We start from the raw sequence: 23,894 nt of genomic DNA on the forward strand, positions 1-23,894 counted from the left end.
AAAAACAATTAGGGTAGCAAAACCTTATCAATTGCATGGATAATTCCGTTGCTGCATTGTACGTCGGTTACAATAATATTAGAAACTCTGTTGTTGTTATCTGTAATCTTAGCACCGCCCGTTGTGGTAATCTTAAAACTTCCACCCTGGAAAGTAGGAACCATCATATTGTTTGTGAGATTATTAGATCCTACATTGGCTCCGGTAACGACGTGATATTTCAAAGTATTTTCCAAAGTCGTTTTTGGAATCGCTGCAAGATTAGCCGCTCCGATTTCTGTTAGCAAAGAAGAAAATGCTGTGTTGGTAGGTGCAAAAACCGTAAACGGAGAATTGGCAGTTCCGCTTAAAATTCCAACAAAATTCGGCATATCACTTCTTGTAAGAGCAGAAACCAAAGACGTAAACTGAGGATTTGCCGTTGCATGAGTAACAATAGTTGGCAAACCGATTACCGCATCTACTTTGTGGATCACTCCGTTGTTGGCATCAATATCTGTGGCAACAACATTCGATACCCCATTAATTTTTACACCGCCATTCGTATTGATAAACATACTGATCGGTCTTGTGGAAGAAGCAGATCCCATAGCAAGAGTAGAAACATAGCCGGTAGAAATTGCTGCAGCTTTTACTTCAGAATTCAGAACGTGATTCATCAGCAGAGTTTTCAGAGCATCTGTAGGAACATCATTAAGACTTGCATATCCGTTTGCTTGCAAAAAAGTTGCAAAAGCGGCATTTGTTGGGGCGAATAGTGTAAAAGTTCCGCTTTGGTTTAGAGTAGCAGAAAGACCTGCTTTGTCAATGGCAGCTTTTAAACTGCTTAAGTTACTGTCTGAAGAAACCAGTTCATAAGTTGTTTTCTCAGTCATCATGTTGTCGTCATTGTCATCGCAGGAGATAATACTAAGCATAGCAACTCCTGAAAAGAGTAGAGGTTTAATGAAATTTCTCATAATATTATTTGTTAAGATGTAAAATCTTATAGGCAAATATTATACCTTTTTATTTATTTTAGTAAAATAAATTTACTTTTTTATCAGTTTATCTTTTAGATCATAAAAAGAGATAGGTGAAAAAAGGAGTTTCGATTAAAAAAGAATTACAGATTTAATAAAAAAACTAAAAAATAATTTTGATATTCAGAAAAATGTATATATTTGCAATGTAAAAAAAGTTTAACCATTTAAAAACAACGAAGCAATGTTCATATCCAATCAGCTTTCAACAGTAGGATTGCCTTTTGCAAAGGCGAGGCTTCGTGGTTTGGTACACTCTTAGAATAACAGTACAATGAAATATCAAAACCCGAAGTCGTAGAGATTTCGGGTTTTTTATTGCGCAATATTTCAAACTTAAAACAGTTTCCCCGAAAATCTTTTTTTAGAAATTAGGATTTCTTTCGAATTAGCAGATAATTTCTTATTTGAAGCTATTTCCAGCTTTCCGCTGTATCTTTTTTGTTACGACCTGCGCTTCGCTCCGGTCGCCAAAAAAAAGGATGCCGCTGCAATCTGGGCTAGAAAAATCCATTGAAGAAAACTCATAGAAACCTCATAGGTTTTTAAAACCTATGAGGTTTAGATAAAGTCAGCCAATATTTTGCCTGACGAAATGTAATATGAAGTTTAGAAAATAAAATTTCTGAACCTCACTTCTAATGCTAAATTAATGGAAAAAGATCATCTTCTGTATTCCCGAATAAGAAGTCTGAGAAGCAGAAAAAGAATTATAAGAAAAGATGTAGAAAAACAAATACTTAAAAAATATAAACGTCATAGAGAAGTCTGGAAATTAAGAAGGAATATTCCGCTCATTCCGCTGGAAAAACCTTATCAGAAAGGATTTGTAAGATTCTTTGTTGTGAGAGATGATGTAAAACGTTCTAAAGACGGCGATTTTTTCGAAAATCTTTTAAAGAAAATCAATACGGAAATGTACTCCGACACCCGAAAATTTCTAAAAAAGAAAAGAAAATTCGGACGAAGAATTTACGTGGAAAAAGAACAGAAAACCGCAAACGTTCTTCCGTGGGAATGGAACAATCCGAAATTTGGTTTAACGGAACGCGAAAGACAATATTTTGTAAAAAGAGAATATTACGCTCATAACAAAAAACTGATTAAAGAATATTATGAATTCATCGAGCCGTGGAGATTCGTATTGAGAGTAAAACCGAATATCATTACCCACTATAAACCTTTAGATGAAGATTTGGAAAGAGAATATAATGCATTAGACTCCTATTTAAATCAGCACAAAGTAATAGGAATTATTCAAAAAACCATTTATGGGAAACCCAATAAATGGAGGGATAAATACAAAAGGAAAACTAACGTGAGAAAATATTTTAATTATAGGATCTCCGCAGAAGAGCTTGCAGAAATATTTACAGACGGAGAATTTTAATTTTTCAGATCAATCATTAAACAACAAAAAGTAAGCATGACCTGGAAAGTTGCAGAAAGAAAAATAGGAAAAGCAGGAAATATAAAACAGCAGAAGAAAAGGCAGCAGGAATGGAACCGTAAATATGGCGAAAACTGGCAGATCGGGTATTTTATAAACAATGAATTTGTAGCACAGGAAGATGCTTTGGAAACCATCTATTACAAAAGTTATGAAGAACATTTCGAAAATCATCCGAATGATTTACAGGAGCTTATTCATACAGCCAAAGCTTTACGGAATCCCCATGCAGAAATGACGGGAGGAAAAGATTTACAGGTTCCTGCAATTTATAAATATTTAAAAAACAAAAATCTTACGCTTTTGGGCAATGAAATGGTAGACATCGGAACGTATGGAAGCAGATCACACAAACTCAGTGTAAGACTTAGTCCTCTTACCATTAAAGTAACAGGAAATCCCGATATGACCTTAGAAAAATTCTGGCAGGATAAGAAATGCCTTGTCATTTGGGAAGACAATTAAAACAAAAACAATGGGAAATTTAAAACTTAAAGGAAAAGATATATTAAAATTAGGCTATCCAAACAACCAGAGTGTCAACATCGCTTTGGAAGTGATGAAAAGGAACTTTGCCACAAAAAACATCCATCACGTCAAATCTATTCTAAAAGATATTCTGGTGAATCCCGAAAACTTTGAAAAAGATTTAACCTTCGGACAGATTGCTGAAGCTTTGCTTTCATCCAAGAAAACTGAAAAGAGGATGCTCAATACACATCGGGCGACATTCAATATTTTCGGAAACAATATTTCAGATGAAGCAAAAAATCAATTATACACCGCGCTCAAGCTTCCAATTTCAACACAGGGAGCTTTGATGCCCGATGCACACAGCGGATACGGACTTCCGATCGGAGGCGTTCTCGCGGTAGAAAATGCCGTAATTCCTTACGGAGTCGGGATGGATATTGGCTGCAGAATGAGCCTCAGCATTTTGGATACGCCGATTTCATATCTTGAAGGAGCAAGAGATAAATACGAAAAAGCGCTTGCTGAACATACCAAATTCGGAATGTACGAAATACACAAATCTCACATCGACCACGAAATTTTCGACAGAGACACCTTCGATCTCATTCCGGTTTTGAGAAGATTAAAAGGAAAAGCCATCAAACAGATGGGAACTTCCGGCGGCGGAAACCACTTTGTGGAATTCGGAGAAGTTGAAATTACGGAAGAAGATGAACAGATCGGACTTCCGAAAGGAAAATACCTCGGAATTCTTTCGCACAGCGGGTCGCGTGGATTGGGAGCAGAAATCGCCCAGTATTATTCCAGAGTTGCGGCAGAACAGTGTCCCTTACCCAAAGAAGCACAACAATTTGCATGGCTGGATCTGAATACTCACCTCGGATTAGAATATTGGACGGCAATGAATCTTGCGGGAGATTACGCTTCTGCGTGTCATGAAGATATCCACAGAAGACTTGTAAAAGCGGTAGGAGGAAGATTAAAAGCAAAAATCGAAAACCATCACAATTTTGCATGGAAAGAAATCCACAACGGAAAAGAAGTAATCGTTCACCGAAAAGGAGCAACTCCGGCAAATGAAAACGAATTGGGAATGATTCCCGGTTCCATGACGGCAAAAGGATTTATCGTCCGTGGAAAAGGAAATCCGGATTCTCTGAATTCCGCTTCTCACGGAGCCGGAAGAGCGCATTCAAGAGGAGAGTGCAGAAGCCTTTTTACTCAAAATGACATTAAAAAAGAATTAAAATTGAAGAATGTCATCTTAATGGGCGGAAATGCAGAAGAAGCACCAATGGCTTACAAAGACATCAACGAAGTGATGAACGCGCAAAGCGAACTGGTGGATATTCTGGGAACATTCCAACCGAGAATTGTTAGAATGGATAAGTAAAATGGTTGTTAGTTTTTGGTTGATGGTTGTTAGAATTTTTAACGCCATCAACTGACAACCATCAACCGACAACAAAAACCAAAAAAATGGGAGCACCACATAATATAAAAAGATACGGTGAAGTCTGGCCGGAATTCAGAATTCAGAGCGGACTCGACATTTTAGAAAAATTAAAAGATAAAATTATTATTTCAGGAGGTTGGACGTGGCATTTTATGTCTGAAATCGGGCATACGGAATACAAGCACGCGCACGACCATAAGGATATTGATGTCTTTGTGAAAAAAGAAAACGTAGCAGAAGTTGTGATAATCCTTCAACAGGAAGGTTTTCAGAAAGTCTGGACAAGGTACGATCATCTTCAGAGCGAAGAGAATTTCCGAAGATATGAGAAAACAGTTGAGCTGGAAAACGGAAAATTCCACAGGATCACAATCGATTTCTTTGAAAGAAATGATCTTGAAACTGTTGAAGCTAACGGATTTACCGTCGTAAAGCCTGAAGTTTTGCTCACGTTTTACAGAAACATTCATTCCAGCGATAAATGTTGGGCAGTTATGGCTGCAAAAGATTTACTGGAAAAAAGGATTGATCCTATTGGTCATCCGAAATTAAGTGAAATGCCGAAATAAATTAAGATGGAAGACGAGATTAGAAAAGAAATATTCGAATTTATAAATCAGAATTTTTCTGATAACAGAAAATTATTAAGAGAAAAAGCAAACGAATTTTTGAAAAACCCTAATGTAACCAATTTGTTTTTAAATGAATTTAAAAAAATAAATATTGTCGTGCATTTTCAGTCTTTGTCTTCAGAAACTGATAAATTTTCGAAAGAAGAAATGGGAGACATTTCAGATGTCTGGAATTTTTATTTAAATGAAGATATCGATGAGGTAGATAAAAGTAAAGGTTATGAGGATTGGGATTTTGATACATATTTAGAATCAGGAAAACCTCTTCACTGTTGTAAGGTTTGGATTAATTGGTTTTTAAAGCTTTATTACATCCAAAACTTTGAAATAATTAGAAAAGGAGAAGATGAAACAGAGCGAGTTTTAATAATTGCTGATCTTTATGAAAAAGAAAAATACAGTTCAATTTTAAAAATATTGAAACAAAACGGTTACGAAGAAGTTACAGATGAATTGGCTCTATTAAAAGCAGAGTCTATTTCTACAGATTGTAATGATGATCCGACTGTTTTTGATTGTCTGTTTTCGGATATTATTCATCCTATTCATTTTAAAAGTAATTAAAAATGGAAAAACTCATACAAATAACCTCAGGAAGAGGACCTTTAGAATGCCAATGGGTGGTGGCAAAAGTTCTGAAGCACTTTCTTCAAGAGGCAAAAAATAACAATATAGATTATGAAATCATTCACCGTGAAAATAGCGATGAAAACCTCACGTTAAAATCGGTGACTTTGCTTTTACAGTCAAAAAATCTTAATGGATTTTTAGATAGCTGGTTAGGAAGCATTTGCTGGATCGGGAAAAGTACATTCCGGAAACTGCATAAAAGAAGCAACTGGTTTATCGGCGTTTTTGAACTGGAGGGATTGGAGAAAATCAATTTTAATGAAAAGGACATTCAGTTTCAGACAACCAGAAGTCAGGGAAGCGGCGGACAAAATGTAAACAAAGTGAATACGGCGGTTCGCGCAACATACATTCCGACAGGGCAAAGTGTTTTCGTTCAGGATTCGCGTTCTCAACTGGAGAATAAGAAACTTTCCATCACAAGATTAAAAGGAAAAGTATTGGAACAGAATATCATTCAGCTTCAAAAAAGAATGCAGGAAACATGGAACAATCATCTGAATGTTCAGCGCGGAAATCCGATCCGTACATTTTCCGGAACCGACTTTAAAAAGAATTATGAAGACAAATCGTTTAAAAAACAGAGAAGTCAGCTCAAAAATGAATTAAAAAACTATAACAATGACCTTAACTAAAAATAAATACTATTTTGAGGCTTTAGACAATTATCCGTACAGTTTGCCGGAGTGTCTCGAAGCATTAAACTATGCGTTGTCTTATGATCCTGAAGACGCAGACAGTCTTTGTCTGATGGGAAGAATATACAGCGAAATGTTATCCGATTATGAAAAGGCAAAGCTGTACTTTGAAGAAGCCATGCAGTGTGACGTAACGAATCTTAATACACCGCAATATTATATTAAATGTCTTCTGGATAATGAAGATTATCACGAAGCAGAAAAACTGATTGATTATTCTTTAAAAATCAAGGGAATTGACAAAGCAACCTTATGGTTTTACAGAGCTTTGCTTTCCGAAAAAAGAGGAAGTTTTGCCAATGCATTGAAATTTCTGGATGAATCTGCAAAATACTGTTTTACAGAATACAGCCTGAATGTGGTGAAAGACCGGAAGAAATTCATCAAATCAAAAATGCCGAAGAAAAAGAAGATGAAAAAAGCGAAGGAGACGAAATAAGTCTCCTTTTTAACATAATATATTTTTTTGACAGCCATTCATAAAAAATCTTAGATTTGCTTAAAATCAATCACATGAATAAAAATATATTTTATATACCACTCTCTGTAGCGGTTATGTTCGCTTACAGCACAGTAAATGCGCAAAATTCTAAATCACTGATTCAGGATTACTATAAAAAAAATGCACAGCTTACTCAGAAAAATAGTTTTGATAATAAGCTCGGATTTATTATTCTTAATGAAGATAATTCCAAAAGTCTTGGAGTAAATATTGTAAATATACAGCAGACTTACAACGGTCTTCGTGTGTACAATGCTTTAGGTAAAGTTCTGATAAAAGATGAAAAAATAATCTCTGAAAAAAATGATTTCAAAAAAGAGATTGTTATCGGAAATCAGGGAAGTTCAAAAGAAAGAATTCCCGAAGAAACACTGAAGCAAAATTTAAACCTGCAGGAAATATTAAGAACAGAATACCTGCCGGACCTTTATTTTGACAAAAATAATGTATTGGTACTGGCAAAAGAAATTTTTGTTTCGGACAAGAAATCTTCAGATGTATGGCACGTAATTGCAGACGCTTCCACCGGAGAAATACTTACTAAAGACAATCTTACGGTAAGCTGTAATTTTGATCATAGCGAAAGCGGTTAAGAGAATTCTTATTCAGAACCTGTAAAATTTACAACGGAAAGTTCAGATTCTCAGAAAACGACTTCATTATTGGTTCCTTCTAATGCCTCTTATAATGTTTTTCCTCTACCGGTAGAAGCACCAAGTTTCGGATCCCGCTCTGTTGTAAGCAATCCTTGGGATCTCACGGCATCACCAGAAGGATGGCATTCTACAGGTACAGCAAGCTATACCAATACAAGAGGAAATAATGTGTACGCATACTCGGATCAGGCAAATGCAAACACACCGGGATATTCTCCGGACGGCGGAGCTTCAAGAAATTTTGATTTCACATATGCAGAAGGAAGATACATCAATCCGTTTACGCATAAAGATGCAGCCATTACCAATCTTTTTTATTTAAATAATAAGATTCATGATGTATTTTATAGATTTGGATTCACAGAATCGGCAAGAAATTTTCAAACAAATAATTTTGGAAACGGAGGAATTAGCGGAGATGCAGTAAATGCAGAAGCGTTCGATGGAAGCGGACTGAATAACGCCAATTTCAATTCAGGATACGAAACGGTAATCAGCGGAACCACTTACCTTCTTGCGCCAAGAATGCAGATGTATCTTTGGTCAAGAGCACAGACAAGCGCAGATCCTATTTCACGTTATCAGTATAATTCTCCCTCTACCGTTGCAAGCCGTCCAAAAGTTTTAACAGGTGCAGCATCTTTTGGGCCTTTGTTGTTCGAAGGTCAGTCTGTAACAGGAGATCTCGCAGTTTCTTCGCCGGCGGATGCATGTACACAACCCGCAGCAGGAAGTCTTACAGGAAAAATTGCTGTTGTAACCAGTACTACCTGCGAATACAGCCTTAAAGTTCTAAACGCTCAGAATGCAGGTGCAGTAGGTGTTATTGTTTACAGACCAAGTACAGATACACCCGCAACAATGGGAGCCGGAACCTATGGAGATCAGGTTACTATCCCTTCAATTAATATGGGGAAAACTGAAGGCGAATTTTTAGTAGCACAGGTTTCCGGAGGAAATACCATCAACACAACTTTGATTAATGATTTTAACGGATTTAAACATTCAAGTTTAGATAATGGTGTTGTTATTCATGAATATGGTCATGGAATTTCCAACAGACTGACGGGACAGGGCTACAGTTGTCTGTCTTCCACCAACTCTACCGAACAGATGGGAGAAGGATGGTCAGACTACTTTGCATTGATGCTTACGACCAGACCGGGAGATACATCTTCTCTTGCGAGAGGAATGGGAACCTATGTTGCGGAACAGGCAACAACAGGAAACGGAATCAGACCTGCAAAATATTCACCGGACTTTACAGTAAACGGATATACTTATAACAATACTAATTCTATGACTGGAAATCCTCACTCCATAGGATTTGTATGGGCTTCCATGCTTTGGGATCTTACGTGGAAATATGTAGAGAAATATGGGTATAACAGTGATGTTTTAGCCAATCCGAATTCGGGAAATGCCAGAATTTTACAATTGGTAATGGACGGGCTGAAACTTCAGGCCTGCAGTCCTACATTTATTGACGGAAGAGATGCCATTCTTCAGGCAGATCAGGTTAAAACAGGAGGTGCAGACAAATGTATGATCTGGAAAGCCTTTGCTAAAAGAGGCTTGGGAACAGCAGCTTCTGCCGGAAGCAAAACCGTAGGAACAGATCAGGTAGAAAGTTTTACCTATCCTGCAGAATGTGATATTGTACTGGCGACACAGGAAGCCGGAAATGCAGAAACAAAATATGTAGTTTTTCCAAATCCTACCTATGATGAATTCTTTGTAGGAAATATTGATAAGTCCAAGGAAGACGTTAAGGTAAAACTTTTCGATATGTCAGGGAAATTAGTATTCTCCGATACGCGTGAAAATACTTCCAAAAAAGCATTTTCAACCAGAGGATTACAAAAAGGAGTGTATATGGTAAACATCAGACAGGGTGAAAAAACTCAGACAGAAAAACTGATTGTTAGATAAATTATTCAATCAAATAATTTTAAGAAGGAAGTCATTTAGGCTTCCTTTTTTTGTACATTTAATAATGGAATTAAGATTTGAACGCAGACCGTTATATTTAAAAGAAACATTTTCAATTGCTTACGGGAACTATGATAAGAGGGAAGCCTTGCTCATACAATTATCTCATCAGAATTGCAAAGGTTACGGAGAATGTGTGGCGATCGATTATTATAAGATTGATCTTCAGAGATTTGTTTTACAGTTAAAAGAAATTCAGTCTCAGATTCAAAACTGTAAAATTATTCATCCGGAAGAATTTTTCAAGTATCTGTTGAATTTAAATCTGCATCCGTTTTTACTTTCCGCATTAGATTGCGCGTATTGGGATCTTTTTGGAAAACTTGAAAATAAAAACTTTATTGAGTTAAATAACCTTCCATCAGATCATTTAGTTGAAAGTTCCATCACCATTTCTGTCGGTGAAATCGATCATCAGATTAAAAAAATCGAAAAAAGTTCATGGAATAAATTCAAAGTAAAATGCAAAGGCTTAAATAAAAATGATGTTGAAAAACTATTACAGTTAAACCGAAATATTGCTCTTGATTCCAATGCAAGTTTTACCGATGAAGATTGTATTTGGCTTCAGAATAATCCTGAAGTTCAAAAATTTTCCTATCTCGAGCAGCCAAGACCAGTCGATAATTATCGAATCTTAGAAAAACAATCTTTTGCAAACTGGATGGCAGATGAAGATTGTCAGAATTTGGATTCATTAGCCAAATTAATTCCCTACTATAAAAGCATCAATATCAAATTAATGAAATGTGGCGGATTAACCCCTGCTTTAGAAATGATCAGAAAAGCAAGAGCATTGAATTACAAAATTATGATTGGCTGTATGACGGAATCTACCGTGGGAATTTCCGCAGCCTGTAATTTAACAGGAATGGTAGATTATGCCGATTTGGACGGAGCGAATTTAATTTCAAATGACTATGCGACAGGAAGTTTCGTTAAAAACGGAAAAATTAGTTTATCTTCAAAACCAGGTTTAGGAATTATGATTAAATAAGTGAACGATAAATCGTCAATCCGATTTGCTTATCAGTTTTTTCACTCAGTGCTTTCATTCGCAGAGTGAAACGCCATTGCGAACGAAAAATAAACAGATTAGAAATCAAAAAACTTTGCGCTTTTTGTGTTAAAAATATAAAGAAGAACCAAAAACAAAAATAGACTTCAAAAGAAGCCTATTTTTTGTTTGCTGAAATCAGATAATCATAAACCATTTGATGCTGATCTTCCGATAATTTCGCTTTCGGAGCCATTCTGCTTAATGTTTTTATCCAGCCCTGATCGTCATGTTTTGCAGGATCCGGCAATTTGTGGCATCTGTTGCAGGAATTTTCGAAGATGGTTTTTCCCTGTGCCAATTGTTCGGATGAGGTATATTTTGGTCCGGTTACCGCTACACTTTTTGGTCCGCACGATACAGCGACTGCTGCAGAAGCTAACGTCATACCTAAAATCAGTTTTTTCATATTACTATTTTTTGTTGTGATTTATTTTTTTGCAGATACGATATAATCGTACACCCACTGATGCTGTTCATCGGTAAGTCTTGCTTTCGGAGCCATAGAATTCATAATTCCAACCCACTGAACAGAAGTGTGGGAAGCCGGATCCGGTAATTTGTGACATCTTCCGCAAGAGTTTTCGAAAATTGTTTTTCCTTGTGCAATTTGTTCTGCTGTAGAAGTCGAAGCTACAGGAGCAGTTGCTGTTGAAGCTTTTGGAGTACAGGATGCCAGTAAAACGGCAGCAAATGATGCTACAGCGATAAGTTTTTTCATGTTTTTTAACTGTTTATTCAAACAAATGTAGGAAATTACCGTTTCCATTGATAAAATTGTACATAATTTAGAAGAAATACAAATAATAGTAGTGTGAATCGTGAAATCCGTTTCACTTGTAAATTGTGAATTTTTAAAATGAGCGAAAATTCTCACTACATTTGAATGGTGATTAAAAACAATTTTATCATTACAGTTTTAGAAGCTTAATCCCGCTTTCTGCTATATCTTTTTTTGCCATTACTTTTTCCCTTATAAAAAAAGGATGTCGCGTCAATCGGGGCTAGGTGTCCAGTCATCAATTCATAGAATTTTCCTTCAAATTCCAACTGCAGGTTTTGTAAGAAAAAAGTCAATTTTCAGCATTAAAAAAATTGACAAATGAAATGAATTCACTATTGACCATTCACTCTTTAATCCTTATTTTTGAAACAATGAAATTTTCTACAGAAGAGCTAATACAAGGAATAAGATCGGGAAACAAACGCCTGATCGCAAAAGCCATAACATTAGTTGAAAGTAAAAAAGCCGAACACAGAACACAGGCAGAAGAACTCCTCAAACAGATCATGCCTTTTACCGGAAATTCGGTTAGAGTAGGAGTAACGGGTGTTCCCGGAGCCGGAAAATCAACTTTCATTGAAAATTTCGGAAGACTTGCCATTGCCAATGGCAAAAAAGTGGCAGTTTTAGCCATCGATCCGAGTTCAGCCATTAATAAAGGAAGCATTTTGGGCGATAAAACCCGCATGGAAGAACTTGCCAAAGAAGAAAATGCATTTATACGACCTTCCCCGAGTTCCGGATTTCTGGGCGGAGTGGCGAATACAACTTTCGAAACCATGATGATCTGCGAAGCGGCAGGTTACGATTATATTTTAATAGAAACCGTTGGAGTAGGGCAGTCTGAAGTTTTGGTTGCCGATATTACGGATGTTTTTTTATTCTTAAAAATAATTGGCGGAGGCGACGAACTTCAGGGCATCAAACGCGGAATTATGGAAATGGTGGATGTTATTTTCATAAATAAAGTCGATCAGGACAACTTTCAGAAAGCCAAAAATACAAGACTGGAATTAAAAAGAGCCTTAGATTTTATTCCGCCAAAAGAAAAAGACTGGAAAGTTCCTGTTTTACTGGGGTCTGCTTTAAGCAATGAAGGTCTGAATGATGTTTTTGAAAAGATCGATGATTTTATAGATCTTAAAAAGAAGACCAACCGTTTCGAAGAGGTAAGAATCCAACAGGCAGAAAAACGTTTTGAATATTGGGTTCAGGAATATATTCTTTCTGTGATGAAAAAAAATAATTCTGTGGAAGAAGCATATCTTCTGCACAAAAAAAATGCTTCAGCCATGATTTCAAATCCAAGTACCGAAGCAAAATTATTTGTGGATAAATTTTTGTTTAAAGAATAATTTTAATTTTTGAATATCCGTTAAACAACCTATTACTTTGCACTGATATGAAAATCAATTATTTATAACAGGCACTTCGACAAGCTCAGTGTGATACCTCTAATACTAAACGCTTGATTTCTGCGATGTCAAGCTGAGCCTGTCGAAGCTTTAGGTTAATAAACGGACAATCAAATTTCAATTAAAGCTTTTCTTTCTCCTCTTCATTTTTCGTAATATATCCGTCATAAGAAATCGGCTGTCTGTCGTTGCTTCTGATGGAAGTAAAAGCCTTTCCATTTTTGAAAATCTCCATATTAATTTCATCAACAGAACTTTGGTCATTCAGTTTAATTTTTACGATCCATTTTCCCTTTTTTCCCTGAGACTTTGTCACCGTAAAATCTTTTGAAGTAAATCTGTAACTGTTTTGGGTCGTATTTCCGTAAGTAGGATTAAAAACTCTTCCGAAATAAGGCAGTACAACCTCAAGTTTATCTTTTCTCAGATCAATAGAATAGTTGCTTCCCGAAAGATCAAGAATTCTCGACGCTGTAGCGTTGGGAAGAGAACCCATTACATTAATAACATCGTAATTGGTGGGTGTGGCTCTTTCTGCATGAAACGAGAAATCTTCGGAATTCACAAGTGCTGTTACAGCGGAAGGGTCTGTAGCGGTTTGAGAAGAGCAGTTTTGGAAGATCATCAGAAATCCAAAGACAAATATAATCGAAATATACTTTTTCATAATATTAAAATAATTGTTAAATTTAAATAGCAAATTATATGCAAATATATCGTTAAAAATTATTTTGGAACAAAAATTGTAAAGGTTGATCTTATACACTCGCACTATGAAAATAAAACACATTTTTGGAATAGGAGCTTTGGCTCTGTCTGTTGCTGCCTGTACAACGAACCCGATTACGGGAAGATCTTCGCTGCAGCTTGCAAATAACTCGGAAATTATGACCATGTCTGCTCAGGAATACAAAACAACATTAGGAAAATCTAAAGTGATTTCCGGAACTGCAGATGCGAAAAGAGTGGTAAGCGTAGGTTCCAGAATAAAATCTGCTGCCGAAAGATATTATCAGCAAATCGGGCGTTCTGCGGATCTTGCGAACTACAATTGGGAGTTTAATCTTCTTCAGAGCAACGAACTTAATGCATGGTGTATGCCGGGCGGAAAAGTTGCCGTTTATACAGGGATTTTACCGGTTACAAAAAATGAAAATGGTTTAGCTGTAGTAATGGGACACGAAGTTTCTCATGCTTTGGCAGGACACGGAAACGAAAGAATTTCTCAGGCTATGATCGCACAATATGGCGGACAAATTTTGGGAGGATCTATTTCTAATTCTCAGTGGGCAAGCGTTTTCCAGCAGGTTTATCCAATTGGATCTCAGGTTGCTTTATTGAAATACGGAAGAAATCAGGAGTCTGAGGCAGATCAGATGGGATTATATTTAATGGGAATGGCAGGTTACGATCCAAGAGAAGCAATTCCTTTCTGGAACAGAATGGAAGCTGCATCTACCGGAGCAAGACAGCCGGAATTCCTTTCCACTCACCCGAACCCTGAGACAAGAATTTCAGATATTAATAAAAATTTGCCTAAAGCTTTAGAATATTATAAGGCTGCGGGAGGAAGAATGTAATCATAAAGAATTTTAATCTTGAGTAAAAGCCTTGTTGAATTTTAATAGATTTGATGGGGCTTTTTAATTAACCACTTAAACACAGCACTATGAAAAATTTAACCATTATCGGCCTTGTTCTTTTAGCCTTATCTATTCTGCTGTTTTATCTAACGTCTAATAATTTTACCATTAATGATCTTCAGATGTCTCACATTATGGGAATCTTAGGAGGAATTGGAATTGGTCTGATTATCGGCGGAATGGTAGGATATGTAAGTAAAGGAAGTGCCATAAAAGCCGAACAGAAAAGAAAAGAATTTAAGCAGTTGCAGAAAGATAAGGAAGATCTTGAACAGCAGGCTGCAGAAATTGCAAGACGTGAAGCAGAACTTCGCAGTCGTGAAAATCAAAATCCTCAAATCTAATGATTTGAGGATTTTTTTATCAGTTGTTATTTTCGACAGTTAAAATTTATATCCTACACCTACCATAAATAAGTTAGGTCTGTTATCGTATCTGATTTCCTGACCGGAAACTTTATTAATAAAGTTTCTGGAATCTTTACTGAAAGCACCTTCATATTTGGCATTCACAAGAAACTTCTTAATTTCAAGCTGTGCCCCGAATTGATAGCCTACTGTAAAATTATCCTTTGCATTTTCCTGAAAATCGTTAAAAGTATCTTCTTTGCTTAAGTTGTAACTTGCAACAGGACCTACATATACTCCTAAAAAGTCACCTAAAACTTTATGCCCGATTAATACAGGTAAGTCCAGACGGTTATTTTTAATATCGAAAGTAGTATTGGATGCAGGATCTGTAAAATCACTTTTAAAAGTCGTATAATACAATTCCGGCATTAAAAAGAACGATGCAGGAAGATTCGCTTTTAAAGAAAGACCAATATTGAAGCCTACATTATTTTTACCTTCTCCTTCAATTGCCTGGTTTACGGTTCCTTTAATGTTTTTCCATGAAGGAGAACCCGTAGGAAAAATTAAATTCGTTTTCGCCGCCAGAGAAATCTGTGCGGAAGCCAACATAGAAAAACCTATTAATGCGATACTAAATGCCTTTTTCATTATCTTCTATTTTTGTAATGGTATTATCAATAGTTTTATTATTCTCAAGCAGATATTCTCTCAGTTCTTTAAATAACTCTGATGAATAAACGAAATCAATAAGGTTTTTATTGCCCGCCGTAATCAGGACGTCTTTATTTCCTTCCCATTCTTTAATTCCCAGTCTCAGATAGACAATTTTTTCCCCAATCGTCATTACCGAATTCATATCGTGGGTATTGATAATTGTTGTTGTGTTATATTCCTTGGTAATTTCAAGCAAAAGATCATCAATGACGTTCGATGTATAAGGATCCAGTCCGGAGTTCGGCTCATCACAGAAAAGATATTTCGGATTGTTGACAATAGCTCTTGCAATTGCCACACGTTTCTGCATCCCTCCGGAAATTTCAGATGGAAATTTTCGGTTGGCTTTATCCAGATGCACTCTTCCGATAACATCAAAAACCCTTTTTTTCTTTTCTCTGAATGTTAAATTCGTGAACATATCCAGCGGAAACATAATATTTTCTTCCACCGTTAATGAGTCGAATAAAGCACTTCCCTGAAATACAGTTCCGATTTCTGAACGAAGATGCTGCTTTTCTTCTCTGGTCATCGTATTAATATCTCTTCCGTCGAATAAAATTTCTCCCGATGTAGGCTGATACACATTCAGTAAACTTTTCAGAAATACCGTTTTTCCGGAACCACTCTGTCCGATAATTAAATTTACTTTTCCTTTATCAAACGTAGTTGAAATCCCTTTCAGTACTTCTACCTGATCAAAACTCTTTTTAAGATCTTTTACCTCAATCATCAGCTTAAAATTAATTGGGTTAATAATAATTCCGAAAGGATAATAAACACCATCGTCCAGACTACCGCCTGTGTACTCGCTCTACCTACTTCCAATGATCCTCCTTTTACATTATATCCGAAATAAGACGGAACCGTTGCAATGATGAAGGCGAAAACAATGGTTTTGGTAAATGCATAATAAATGAAAAGATTAGGCATATACATTTGGATACCCACCACATAATCATTGGTTGTCCAGTTTCCTGTTAAAATCCCGGCAACATATCCACCTCCGATACCAAAAACAATACTGATGGCAATAAGCAAAGGATTGAATATAACACAAGCAATAATTTTAGGAAAAATCAGGAAGTTGGGAGAGTTTACCCCCATAATGTCCAAAGCGTCGATCTGCTCGGAAACCCTCATTGTTCCAATACTTGATGCAATATAAGAACCTACTTTTCCTGCAAGGATAAGACTGATAATTGTTGGGGAAAATTCCAGTACCAAAACTGCTTTCGTAGCATATCCTACGAAAGAAGGAGGAATCGGAAACGAAGAAGCATCGAAATTGTTGAACATCTGTATTGCAACAACAGCTCCCACGAATATTGAAGTAAAGATCACCAACCCAAAAGAGTTGACGCCCAAATCGTTGATTTCTCTCATGAACAGCTTCCAGAAAACCCTCATTTTCTGAGGCTTCTGAATAGATTTACCAAGAAGAAGAATATATTCTCCGACTGCTGTAAAAAACTTTTTTAACATTCTGCTAAATTAGACTTTTTTTATTGAATTAATTGAAACTTAAGACCAAGACTGAAGCTCCGTTTTAATATTAAATTTAGTATATCATAATGTAGACCAAAAAATGTTATTTTGCATTTTTATCTCCGCCTAACACCAATAAAATCGTTTTTAAAATAATTACAAGATCCAGAACAAAACTCCAGTTTCTTACATAGAACGCATCTGCCAAAACCCTTTTGTTCATTTCCACTTCCACATCTCCGGCATCGCCGCGAAGTCCGTTTACCTGCGCAAGACCCGTTATTCCGGGACTTACCATACTTCTTAAACTGTATCTTCCGATTTTAGGCTTGTAATAATCGTCTACAGCCAACATATGCGGTCGAGGTCCTACAATAGACATTTCACCTTTCAACACGTTCAGAAACTGTGGCATTTCATCAAGACTGGTTTTTCGTAAAAACTTCCCGATTTTGGTAATTCTGGAATCATTTTCCGAAGTGGTTTTGGTCGAAGATTCTTCATTTACAATCATTGTTCTGAATTTAATGCATCTGAAAACTTCTTCGTGGAAACCATATCTTTCCTGAATGAAAAAAACCGGACCTTTGGAAGATGAACGGATTAATATTGCAATGATCGGAAAAAGCCAGGAGCAGATTGCCACCAAAACAATTACTGAAAAAATAACATCGAAAGTTCTTTTCAATAAAAAATTAGAATAATAATCCAAAGGATATTTTGCCTGATTGAGAATCGGCTGTGTCTGAATATACCCAATATCATACAGGAAAAAATTATTCTGAACAATACTCGGAATCAGGGAAATATGCACTTTGTTGGCTTCTGCTAATCTGAAAATCTCTCTTTCCTGTTTTTCGTTGTATATATTTTCAGTGGGAATAAATAAAGTATGAATTCCGTTTGTCTTCCAGAAATCAATCAGTTCCTCAGCATTGATTTCTGCATTTTGATAGTCGAAAATTTTATAACCGTAATCTCTTCTCTCCTTTAAAATATTCTTTAAAACTTCTGTAGAGCTGTTTTCACTCAGGAACATAACATTTCTGTGATTGATTCCGAGACTTCTAAAGTATTTAATTCCAAAATAGATTAAAGATTTCGCAAGGAAAATAAAGAAAAACAGGTAAAACGAAAGCCAGTAAATATCCGAATTGAAAAATACATTATAACTGACTTTTCCGATGAGTAAAACGCCGAGAATAAACAGCAAAAAATGAATTAAAAGCCTTTCTAAAAATAAGGTATAAGTAAGGTTTCTCGGAATATTATAAATCTTTGTTCTGCCGCTGAGAAGCATCCAGAACAGAAATAATAAAGCCAGAGAAAATAAATTCTGATACCATGTTTCCTGATTGTATTTTAAGCTTTCATTTCTGCTCAGGAAAAAGAATATAAAAATAGATGCAATAACCATAAGGTCAAGCAAAACGATGATCGATTTCAGGTATCTGGAGTATCGAATTCTCTGCATCTATAGGCAATTACGGATACGAAAGGCTAAGTTACATATTTTTTATGGGATATTCAGGTACTTATGGGTCTGAACTGATGCTCTCCATTCCGGATTTTCTAAAATAAAGTCAGTAATCTTAGGATACATTTCATCTCTTTTGCTCCATTCGCTCTGAAGATACAGCGTACAGTTTTCCGAAACTTTTGCGGCCTGTTCCTCTGCAAATTTAAAATCATTGTTATTGAAAACGATCACTTTAAGCTCATGAGCTTTGGCGTAAATTTCCTCTTTCGGAAGCCCTGTTTTCTTTGGCGAAAGCGTAATCCAGTCGATTTGTCCGCTAATAGGATAAGCGCCCGAAGTTTCAATATGGATGGAACAGCCCAGTTCTTTTAGCTTTCCGGTTAAAATATCAAGATTCCACATCAAAGGTTCACCGCCTGTCAAAACTATCGTTTTACAGTGTTTAGCTGCGGTTTCGGCAATCTCTTCCGCATTCATTAACGGATGCAGATTAGGATCCCAGCTTTCTTTTACATCACACCAATGGCATCCGACATCGCAACCGCCTAATCTGATGAAATAGGCTGCTTTTCCGGTGTGCGCTCCTTCTCCCTGAAGAGTGTAAAAATGCTCCATTACAGGGAGCATTTTACCTTCTTTTAATAATATTTCTTCTGTTAAATTCATTTTAAATTAGTCGTTATAGACCGAAGTTTTATAAGCAATGATGGTGTTTTTCATCAGCATCGCTCTTGTCATAGGTCCTACTCCTCCCGGAACCGGCGTGATCCAGCTTGCTTTTGCTGCACAGCTATCGAAATCTACATCACCTGCCAAATAGTATCCTTTCGGAGAATCGTCGTCTACTCTTGTAATACCTACGTCCACAATTACAGCTCCGTCTTTAATCATTTCACCTTTTAAGAAATGAGGATCGCCTAAAGCGGTAATTACGATGTCTGCTTTTTTTGTATATTCTTCGATGTCTTTAGTGTAAGAATGTGTTAACGTTACCGTAGAATTTCCCGGGAAATCTTTTCTTCCCATCAGAATGCTCATCGGTCTTCCTACAATTTTACTTCTTCCGATAATTACACAGTCTTTACCTTTTGTTTCAATATTATATCTTTCCAGTAAGGTTAAAATTCCAAACGGTGTTGCCGGTAAAAACGTATCCATTTCCAATGCCATTTTCCCGAAATTTTCTGGGTGGAAACCGTCAACATCTTTTCTCGGATCAATTGCGTTGATGATTTTTTCCTGATCAATCTGCTTTGGTAAAGGCAACTGAACGATAAATCCGTCTACTGCTTTCGACTTATTTAATTCATCGATCTTTTCCAATAATTCAGATTCTGAAACGGTGCTTGGAAATTTAATTAAGCTCGACTGAAATCCAACCTCTTCACAATCTTTCACTTTTGCATTTACATAAGCCTTACTTGCTCCGTTGTTTCCCACAAGAATCGCTACCAAATGTGGAGCCCTTCTCTTGTTGGCAAGAATTTTTTCTACTTCAGCCTTAATTTCCTGTTTTATTTCTTTGGATACTTTTAATCCGTCAAGAATTTGTGCCATTTTTACTTTATTACTTTTTATTAGATTTTTTATGGATATTTTTCCGGATTTTGGTGGGTGCAGAAAACGGAGAGAATATTTACGATTTTTTCTTTTTCATATACATCAAATAAAACTAAATAAGGCAGTTTCTTTAAAGGAATTGCTCTTACATCTTTATATTTTACTGCGAAAAAAGGATTTATTTGCAAAGATTTATAAGCGTCCAATAATTTTTTCTTAAAACTCTTAGCTGCAGATTGAGATTGCATTTTATAATATTTAATGGCATCATCAATATTATTGTTTGCAATTGGAGAAACCAAAATTTTAAATGCCATACTTTTCGGAAATTCTCTTTAACGATTCGAATGCATCTACCGATTGTGATCTGTCTTGTTTTAAAGCTTCATCAATTACCCTTTTCATTTCATCCGTCAGCTCAAAATCATCCTCATTTTTTTCAAAGCTGATTTTCATCTTTTTCAAAAGATTTTCCATTAAAGTTTCTTCTTCTTTATTTTTAAGATGGATGGTAATGGTACTCATATCTTTGTATTTTTTATCAAAATTAACGAAAATCAGCAATAATTTATTTGTTTGCTTTATAATAATTAATCAATCCGTTGGTTGAAGAATCGTGAGAACTAACTGCTTCATTGCTTTCAAGTTCCGGTAAAATTTTATTCGCTAAAACTTTTCCTAATTCCACACCGAACTGGTCAAAACTGAAAATATTCCAGATCACCCCCTGAACGAAAATTTTATGCTCATACAATGCAATTAACTGTCCTAATGAAAAAGGAGTTAATTCGTTGAATAATATTGAGTTAGTTGGTGTATTTCCATGGAAGACTTTATAATTTAATAAAAACTCAATTTCCTCATCAGATTTTCCTGAAGCTTTTAATTCTGCTTCTACTTCTTCTTCCGTTTTCCCGAAGGCAAGTGCCTCAGTCTGAGCAAAAAAGTTCGCCAGTAATTTATCCTGATGGTCAGAAACTTTATTCGGGCTTTTCGCATATGCAATAAAATCCGCAGGAATCAGTTCTGTTCCCTGATGAATCAACTGATAGAAAGCGTGCTGTCCGTTTGTTCCCGGCTCTCCCCAGATAATCGGTCCGGTTTCATATTCTACAAATTCACCGTTTCTGTCCACACATTTTCCGTTACTTTCCATATCACCCTGCTGGAAATAAGCAGGAAAACGGTCTAAATACTGAGAATATGGAAGAATCGCATGAGTAGTTGCTGCATAGAAGTTTCTGTACCATATTCCGATCAGCCCCATTAAAACAGGAATATTTTCTCCAAAATCTGCCGTCTGGAAATGTTGGTCTGTATCGTAAGCTCCTCTTAATAATTGTTCAAAATTTTCATAACCCACTGCAAGAACGATACTTAAGCCGATTGCACTCCAAAGCGAATATCTTCCACCAACCCAATCCCAGAACTCGAATATGTTTTCCTCTGCAATTCCGAAGTCTTTAACTGCCTGTACGTTAGTAGATAAAGCGACAAAATGTTTTGCCACATCTTCCTGTTTTCCCGCTTTTAAGAACCAGTCTTTGGCTGAATTGGCATTCGTCATTGTTTCCTGAGTGGTAAATGTCTTGGAAGCAATGATAAATAAAGTGGTTTCAGGATTTAAAGTTTTCACAGTTTCCGCCAGATGATTTCCGTCTACATTGGAAACAAAATGAACGTTTAACCTTGTTTTAAAATGCTTCAAAGCCGAAACGACCATCACAGGTCCCAAGTCTGAACCTCCGATTCCGATGTTCACCACATCTGTAATTTCTTTTCCTGTAAAACCTTTGTGATCCCCTGAAATAATGCTTTCGGAAAAAGATTTCATATGATCCAGAACTCTTTTGATCTGAGGCTTTATATTTTCGCCGTCAACCAGAATTTCTTTATCTGAAAAATCCCTCAAAGCTGTGTGCAAAACTGCTCTTCCTTCCGTTTCGTTAATTTTGTCTCCCGAAAACATTTTGGAAATCGCATCTTTCAATTCACATTCTTCCGCAAGATTTAAAAGAAGATTTTTCGTTTTGGAATCTATTAAATTTTTAGAATAATCAAACAAAAAATTAGGTCTTTTGATTGAAAATTCATTGAAACGATTCGGATTATACTGAAAAAGGCTTCTTAAATCGAAATCATTATTCGCAAATTGGTCGTCAAGTGCTTTCCAGCTATTGGTTTGAGTAGGATTTATTTTTGATAACATATCTTTAGAAATTAAGGTTTTGTGACTTCGGATTCAGGATTGTTGAATTCCAAATCCTCATGTAAAATTATTGATTTGCAAATTTACGGAATTTTAGTTCAATCATATTAATGGATGATTAAAAATCAAATGTATGTTGAGTAACAAATGAATTTTTAAAATTTAAAATGCTTATTTTTAGGCATAATATTTCATGACATCATGCTGAACAGAAGAAATTTTATTAAAAAGTCATCTTTGGGAGTAGGATTTTTTGCTTTGCCTGTTTCTGCAAGCTTTTTATTTGCAAACGATTATGTCTCTAAAAGACCGCCCTTGAGCGAAAGGAAATTTACTTCTGAGGCTGTTGAGAAAACCATTAAGACCATCAAAAAATCAATTGCTGATGAAGAATTGGCGTGGATGTTTGAAAACTGTTTTCCGAATACTTTAGATACCACGGTAAAATTTTACCAGAAAAACAATAAACCTTACACGTATGTGATCACAGGAGATATTAATGCGATGTGGCTTCGGGATTCTTCCGCGCAGGTTTATCCGTATTTAAGTCTCGCTAACGAAGATGAAAAACTGAAAAATCTTCTGAAAGGCGTCATTAATAAGCAGGTTGAATGCGTTCTTCTTGATTCTTATGCCAATGCATTTTTCAATGATGCCAATAAAGTAAGTGAATGGAAAAATGATTCTACCCAGATGAAACCCGGAATTCATGAAAGAAAATGGGAGATCGATTCACTTTGCTATGTTATGAGATTATCTTACAATTATTGGAAAATAACAGGAGATTCTTCCGTTTTTGATTCCGACTGGAAAAAAGCGATGCTTTTAATTTTGCAGACTTTTAAAGAACAGCAGCGAAAAGATTCAAAAGGGCCATATAAATTTCAGCGATCTAACGGAAATCCTCTGGACACACAATTTGCCGGAGGTTATGGAAATCCTACAAAGAAAGTGGGGCTGATTCATTCAATGTTCAGGCCTTCGGATGATGCGACTTTTTATCCGTTTTTAATTTCTTCCAATATGTTTGCTGTGGTTTCTTTGAGGGAGACTGCGGAAATTTTTTCTGAAATTTTTAAAGATGAAAATACCGCCGCTCAGTTTAAAAATTTAGCTGAAGAAGTGGATGAAGCCATTCAGAAATATGCAGTTTTAAATCATCCGGAAGCTGGGAAAATTTATGCCTTGGAAATCGATGGTTTCGGAAATGCTTTATTTATGGATGATGCCAATGTCCCGAATTTATTATCCATTCCGTATTTGGGTTACAGATCCAAAGAAGACGAAATCTATAAAAATACCCGAAAATTTTCTTTAAGTAAAGCAAATCCGTGGTTTAGCGAGGGTGAATTTGCCAAAGGAATTGGCGGACCGCACATCGGAGAGCATAAAATCTGGCCTTTGGGTTTGATTATGCAGGCTTTGACAACTGATAATGATGAGGAAATTGTTTCCTGCTTAAAAATGCTGAAAGCCACTCATGCCGGAACCGGATTTATCCACGAATCTTTTGATGTAGATAATCCGAAAGACTTTACAAGAGCTTGGTTTGCATGGGCAAATACATTGTTTGGAGAATTGATTCTTCATCTCCATACAACAAAACCGGAAATCCTGAAAAGAAAGTTGTAAGCATAAAAACCTCCGGATTTACCGAAGGTTTATTGTAAAATTTAAAA

Annotated in this window: 26 protein-coding genes and 1 pseudogene; 14 read left to right on the forward strand and 13 right to left on the reverse strand. The window is 36.1% G+C overall.

Annotated features, from left to right (window positions below; all coding sequences use genetic code 11):
• Positions 1–8: 8 nt before the first annotated feature.
• Positions 9–959, reverse strand: coding sequence for a fasciclin domain-containing protein (locus B0E34_RS07055; RefSeq protein WP_087708177.1), 951 nt, complete (start codon positions 957–959; stop codon positions 9–11).
• 715 nt (positions 960–1,674) lie between these two features.
• Between B0E34_RS07055 and B0E34_RS07060 the strand changes: the two genes are divergently transcribed.
• From B0E34_RS07060 to B0E34_RS07105, 10 genes and pseudogenes are all read left to right on the forward strand, one after another.
• Complete coding sequence (locus tag B0E34_RS07060; RefSeq protein WP_087708179.1) at positions 1,675–2,412, forward strand: hypothetical protein; 738 nt, start codon at positions 1,675–1,677, stop codon at positions 2,410–2,412.
• 36 nt (positions 2,413–2,448) lie between these two features.
• The gene (locus tag B0E34_RS07065) at positions 2,449–2,937 is read left to right on the forward strand and encodes a hypothetical protein (RefSeq protein WP_087708181.1); all 489 of its coding nucleotides are present in this window, start codon (positions 2,449–2,451) and stop codon (positions 2,935–2,937) included.
• Positions 2,938–2,947: 10 nt separating this feature from the next.
• Positions 2,948–4,339 (forward strand): RtcB family protein, encoded by a 1,392-nt coding sequence (locus tag B0E34_RS07070; RefSeq protein WP_087708183.1) that lies wholly within the window; start codon positions 2,948–2,950, stop codon positions 4,337–4,339.
• Between the two features lie 86 nt (positions 4,340–4,425).
• On the forward strand, positions 4,426–4,971 hold the full coding sequence (locus tag B0E34_RS07075) for a nucleotidyltransferase family protein (protein ID WP_087708429.1): 546 nt from the start codon (positions 4,426–4,428) through the stop codon (positions 4,969–4,971).
• Positions 4,972–4,977: 6 nt separating this feature from the next.
• On the forward strand, positions 4,978–5,598 hold the full coding sequence (locus B0E34_RS07080) for a hypothetical protein (protein WP_087708185.1): 621 nt from the start codon (positions 4,978–4,980) through the stop codon (positions 5,596–5,598).
• 2 nt (positions 5,599–5,600) lie between these two features.
• Complete coding sequence (prfH, locus tag B0E34_RS07085; RefSeq protein WP_087708187.1) at positions 5,601–6,299, forward strand: peptide chain release factor H; 699 nt, start codon at positions 5,601–5,603, stop codon at positions 6,297–6,299.
• Complete coding sequence (locus B0E34_RS07090; RefSeq protein WP_087708189.1) at positions 6,286–6,801, forward strand: tetratricopeptide repeat protein; 516 nt, start codon at positions 6,286–6,288, stop codon at positions 6,799–6,801. The genes prfH and B0E34_RS07090 overlap by 14 nt, the downstream gene beginning before the upstream one ends.
• Positions 6,802–6,875: 74 nt before the next feature.
• Positions 6,876–7,457 carry a hypothetical protein gene (locus tag B0E34_RS07095; protein WP_087708191.1) on the forward strand — a complete coding sequence of 194 codons (582 nt, stop codon included), beginning with the start codon at positions 6,876–6,878 and terminating at the stop codon, positions 7,455–7,457.
• Between the two features lie 39 nt (positions 7,458–7,496).
• A pseudogene (locus tag B0E34_RS07100) lies at positions 7,497–9,452 on the forward strand (T9SS-dependent M36 family metallopeptidase); the annotation flags it as partial.
• Between the two features lie 64 nt (positions 9,453–9,516).
• Entirely contained in the window at positions 9,517–10,509 is a 993-nt protein-coding gene (locus B0E34_RS07105; protein WP_087708195.1) for an enolase C-terminal domain-like protein, read from the forward strand.
• A 178-nt stretch (positions 10,510–10,687) separates the two neighbouring features.
• Here B0E34_RS07105 and B0E34_RS07110 read toward each other — a convergent pair whose 3' ends face one another.
• Entirely contained in the window at positions 10,688–10,978 is a 291-nt protein-coding gene (locus B0E34_RS07110) for a cytochrome C (protein WP_087708196.1), read from the reverse strand.
• A 21-nt stretch (positions 10,979–10,999) separates the two neighbouring features.
• Positions 11,000–11,290, reverse strand: coding sequence for a c-type cytochrome (locus B0E34_RS07115; RefSeq protein ID WP_076394116.1), 291 nt, complete (start codon positions 11,288–11,290; stop codon positions 11,000–11,002).
• A gap of 434 nt (positions 11,291–11,724) precedes the next feature.
• Here B0E34_RS07115 and meaB point away from each other — a divergent pair, with 434 nt between their 5' ends.
• Positions 11,725–12,708, forward strand: a complete 984-nt coding sequence (gene meaB / locus B0E34_RS07120; protein WP_087708466.1) for a methylmalonyl Co-A mutase-associated GTPase MeaB — start codon at positions 11,725–11,727, stop codon at positions 12,706–12,708.
• A gap of 181 nt (positions 12,709–12,889) precedes the next feature.
• Here the strand turns inward: meaB and B0E34_RS07125 are convergent, their stop codons facing one another.
• Positions 12,890–13,435 carry a DUF4251 domain-containing protein gene (locus B0E34_RS07125; protein WP_087708198.1) on the reverse strand — a complete coding sequence of 182 codons (546 nt, stop codon included), beginning with the start codon at positions 13,433–13,435 and terminating at the stop codon, positions 12,890–12,892.
• A gap of 106 nt (positions 13,436–13,541) precedes the next feature.
• Here B0E34_RS07125 and B0E34_RS07130 point away from each other — a divergent pair, with 106 nt between their 5' ends.
• The gene (locus tag B0E34_RS07130; protein WP_087708200.1) at positions 13,542–14,348 is read left to right on the forward strand and encodes a M48 family metallopeptidase; all 807 of its coding nucleotides are present in this window, start codon (positions 13,542–13,544) and stop codon (positions 14,346–14,348) included.
• An 89-nt stretch (positions 14,349–14,437) separates the two neighbouring features.
• Positions 14,438–14,755 (forward strand): hypothetical protein, encoded by a 318-nt coding sequence (locus B0E34_RS07135; RefSeq protein ID WP_076393815.1) that lies wholly within the window; start codon positions 14,438–14,440, stop codon positions 14,753–14,755.
• A gap of 39 nt (positions 14,756–14,794) precedes the next feature.
• Here the strand turns inward: B0E34_RS07135 and B0E34_RS07140 are convergent, their stop codons facing one another.
• The 9 genes from B0E34_RS07140 to pgi all read right to left on the reverse strand — a co-directional run bounded on the left by B0E34_RS07140 (position 14,795) and on the right by pgi (position 22,215).
• Complete coding sequence (locus B0E34_RS07140) at positions 14,795–15,412, reverse strand: outer membrane beta-barrel protein (protein ID WP_087708202.1); 618 nt, start codon at positions 15,410–15,412, stop codon at positions 14,795–14,797.
• Positions 15,396–16,211 (reverse strand): ABC transporter ATP-binding protein, encoded by an 816-nt coding sequence (locus B0E34_RS07145; RefSeq protein ID WP_087708204.1) that lies wholly within the window; start codon positions 16,209–16,211, stop codon positions 15,396–15,398. The genes B0E34_RS07140 and B0E34_RS07145 overlap by 17 nt, the downstream gene beginning before the upstream one ends.
• Complete coding sequence (locus tag B0E34_RS07150; protein ID WP_087708206.1) at positions 16,211–16,963, reverse strand: MlaE family ABC transporter permease; 753 nt, start codon at positions 16,961–16,963, stop codon at positions 16,211–16,213. The genes B0E34_RS07145 and B0E34_RS07150 overlap by 1 nt, the downstream gene beginning before the upstream one ends.
• A gap of 106 nt (positions 16,964–17,069) precedes the next feature.
• A complete protein-coding gene (locus tag B0E34_RS07155) occupies positions 17,070–18,440 on the reverse strand; it encodes an exopolysaccharide biosynthesis polyprenyl glycosylphosphotransferase (RefSeq protein ID WP_087708208.1) in 1,371 nt (456 codons plus the stop codon).
• A gap of 42 nt (positions 18,441–18,482) precedes the next feature.
• Complete coding sequence (locus tag B0E34_RS07160) at positions 18,483–19,112, reverse strand: 7-carboxy-7-deazaguanine synthase QueE (protein WP_087708210.1); 630 nt, start codon at positions 19,110–19,112, stop codon at positions 18,483–18,485.
• 6 nt (positions 19,113–19,118) lie between these two features.
• Complete coding sequence (locus B0E34_RS07165; protein WP_087708212.1) at positions 19,119–20,003, reverse strand: bifunctional 5,10-methylenetetrahydrofolate dehydrogenase/5,10-methenyltetrahydrofolate cyclohydrolase; 885 nt, start codon at positions 20,001–20,003, stop codon at positions 19,119–19,121.
• Positions 20,004–20,032: 29 nt separating this feature from the next.
• A complete protein-coding gene (locus tag B0E34_RS07170; protein ID WP_087708213.1) occupies positions 20,033–20,323 on the reverse strand; it encodes a type II toxin-antitoxin system RelE/ParE family toxin in 291 nt (96 codons plus the stop codon).
• A complete protein-coding gene (locus B0E34_RS07175) occupies positions 20,313–20,531 on the reverse strand; it encodes a hypothetical protein (RefSeq protein ID WP_087708215.1) in 219 nt (72 codons plus the stop codon). The genes B0E34_RS07170 and B0E34_RS07175 overlap by 11 nt, the downstream gene beginning before the upstream one ends.
• Positions 20,532–20,574: 43 nt before the next feature.
• Entirely contained in the window at positions 20,575–22,215 is a 1,641-nt protein-coding gene (pgi, locus tag B0E34_RS07180) for a glucose-6-phosphate isomerase (RefSeq protein ID WP_087708217.1), read from the reverse strand.
• Between the two features lie 204 nt (positions 22,216–22,419).
• Between pgi and B0E34_RS07185 the strand changes: the two genes are divergently transcribed.
• Positions 22,420–23,847, forward strand: a complete 1,428-nt coding sequence (locus tag B0E34_RS07185; protein ID WP_371263847.1) for a glycoside hydrolase family 125 protein — start codon at positions 22,420–22,422, stop codon at positions 23,845–23,847.
• Positions 23,848–23,894 lie beyond the last annotated feature (47 nt).

This window comes from Chryseobacterium mucoviscidosis, from assembly GCF_002177115.1.
Lineage (GTDB): Bacteria > Bacteroidota > Bacteroidia > Flavobacteriales > Weeksellaceae > Chryseobacterium > Chryseobacterium mucoviscidosis.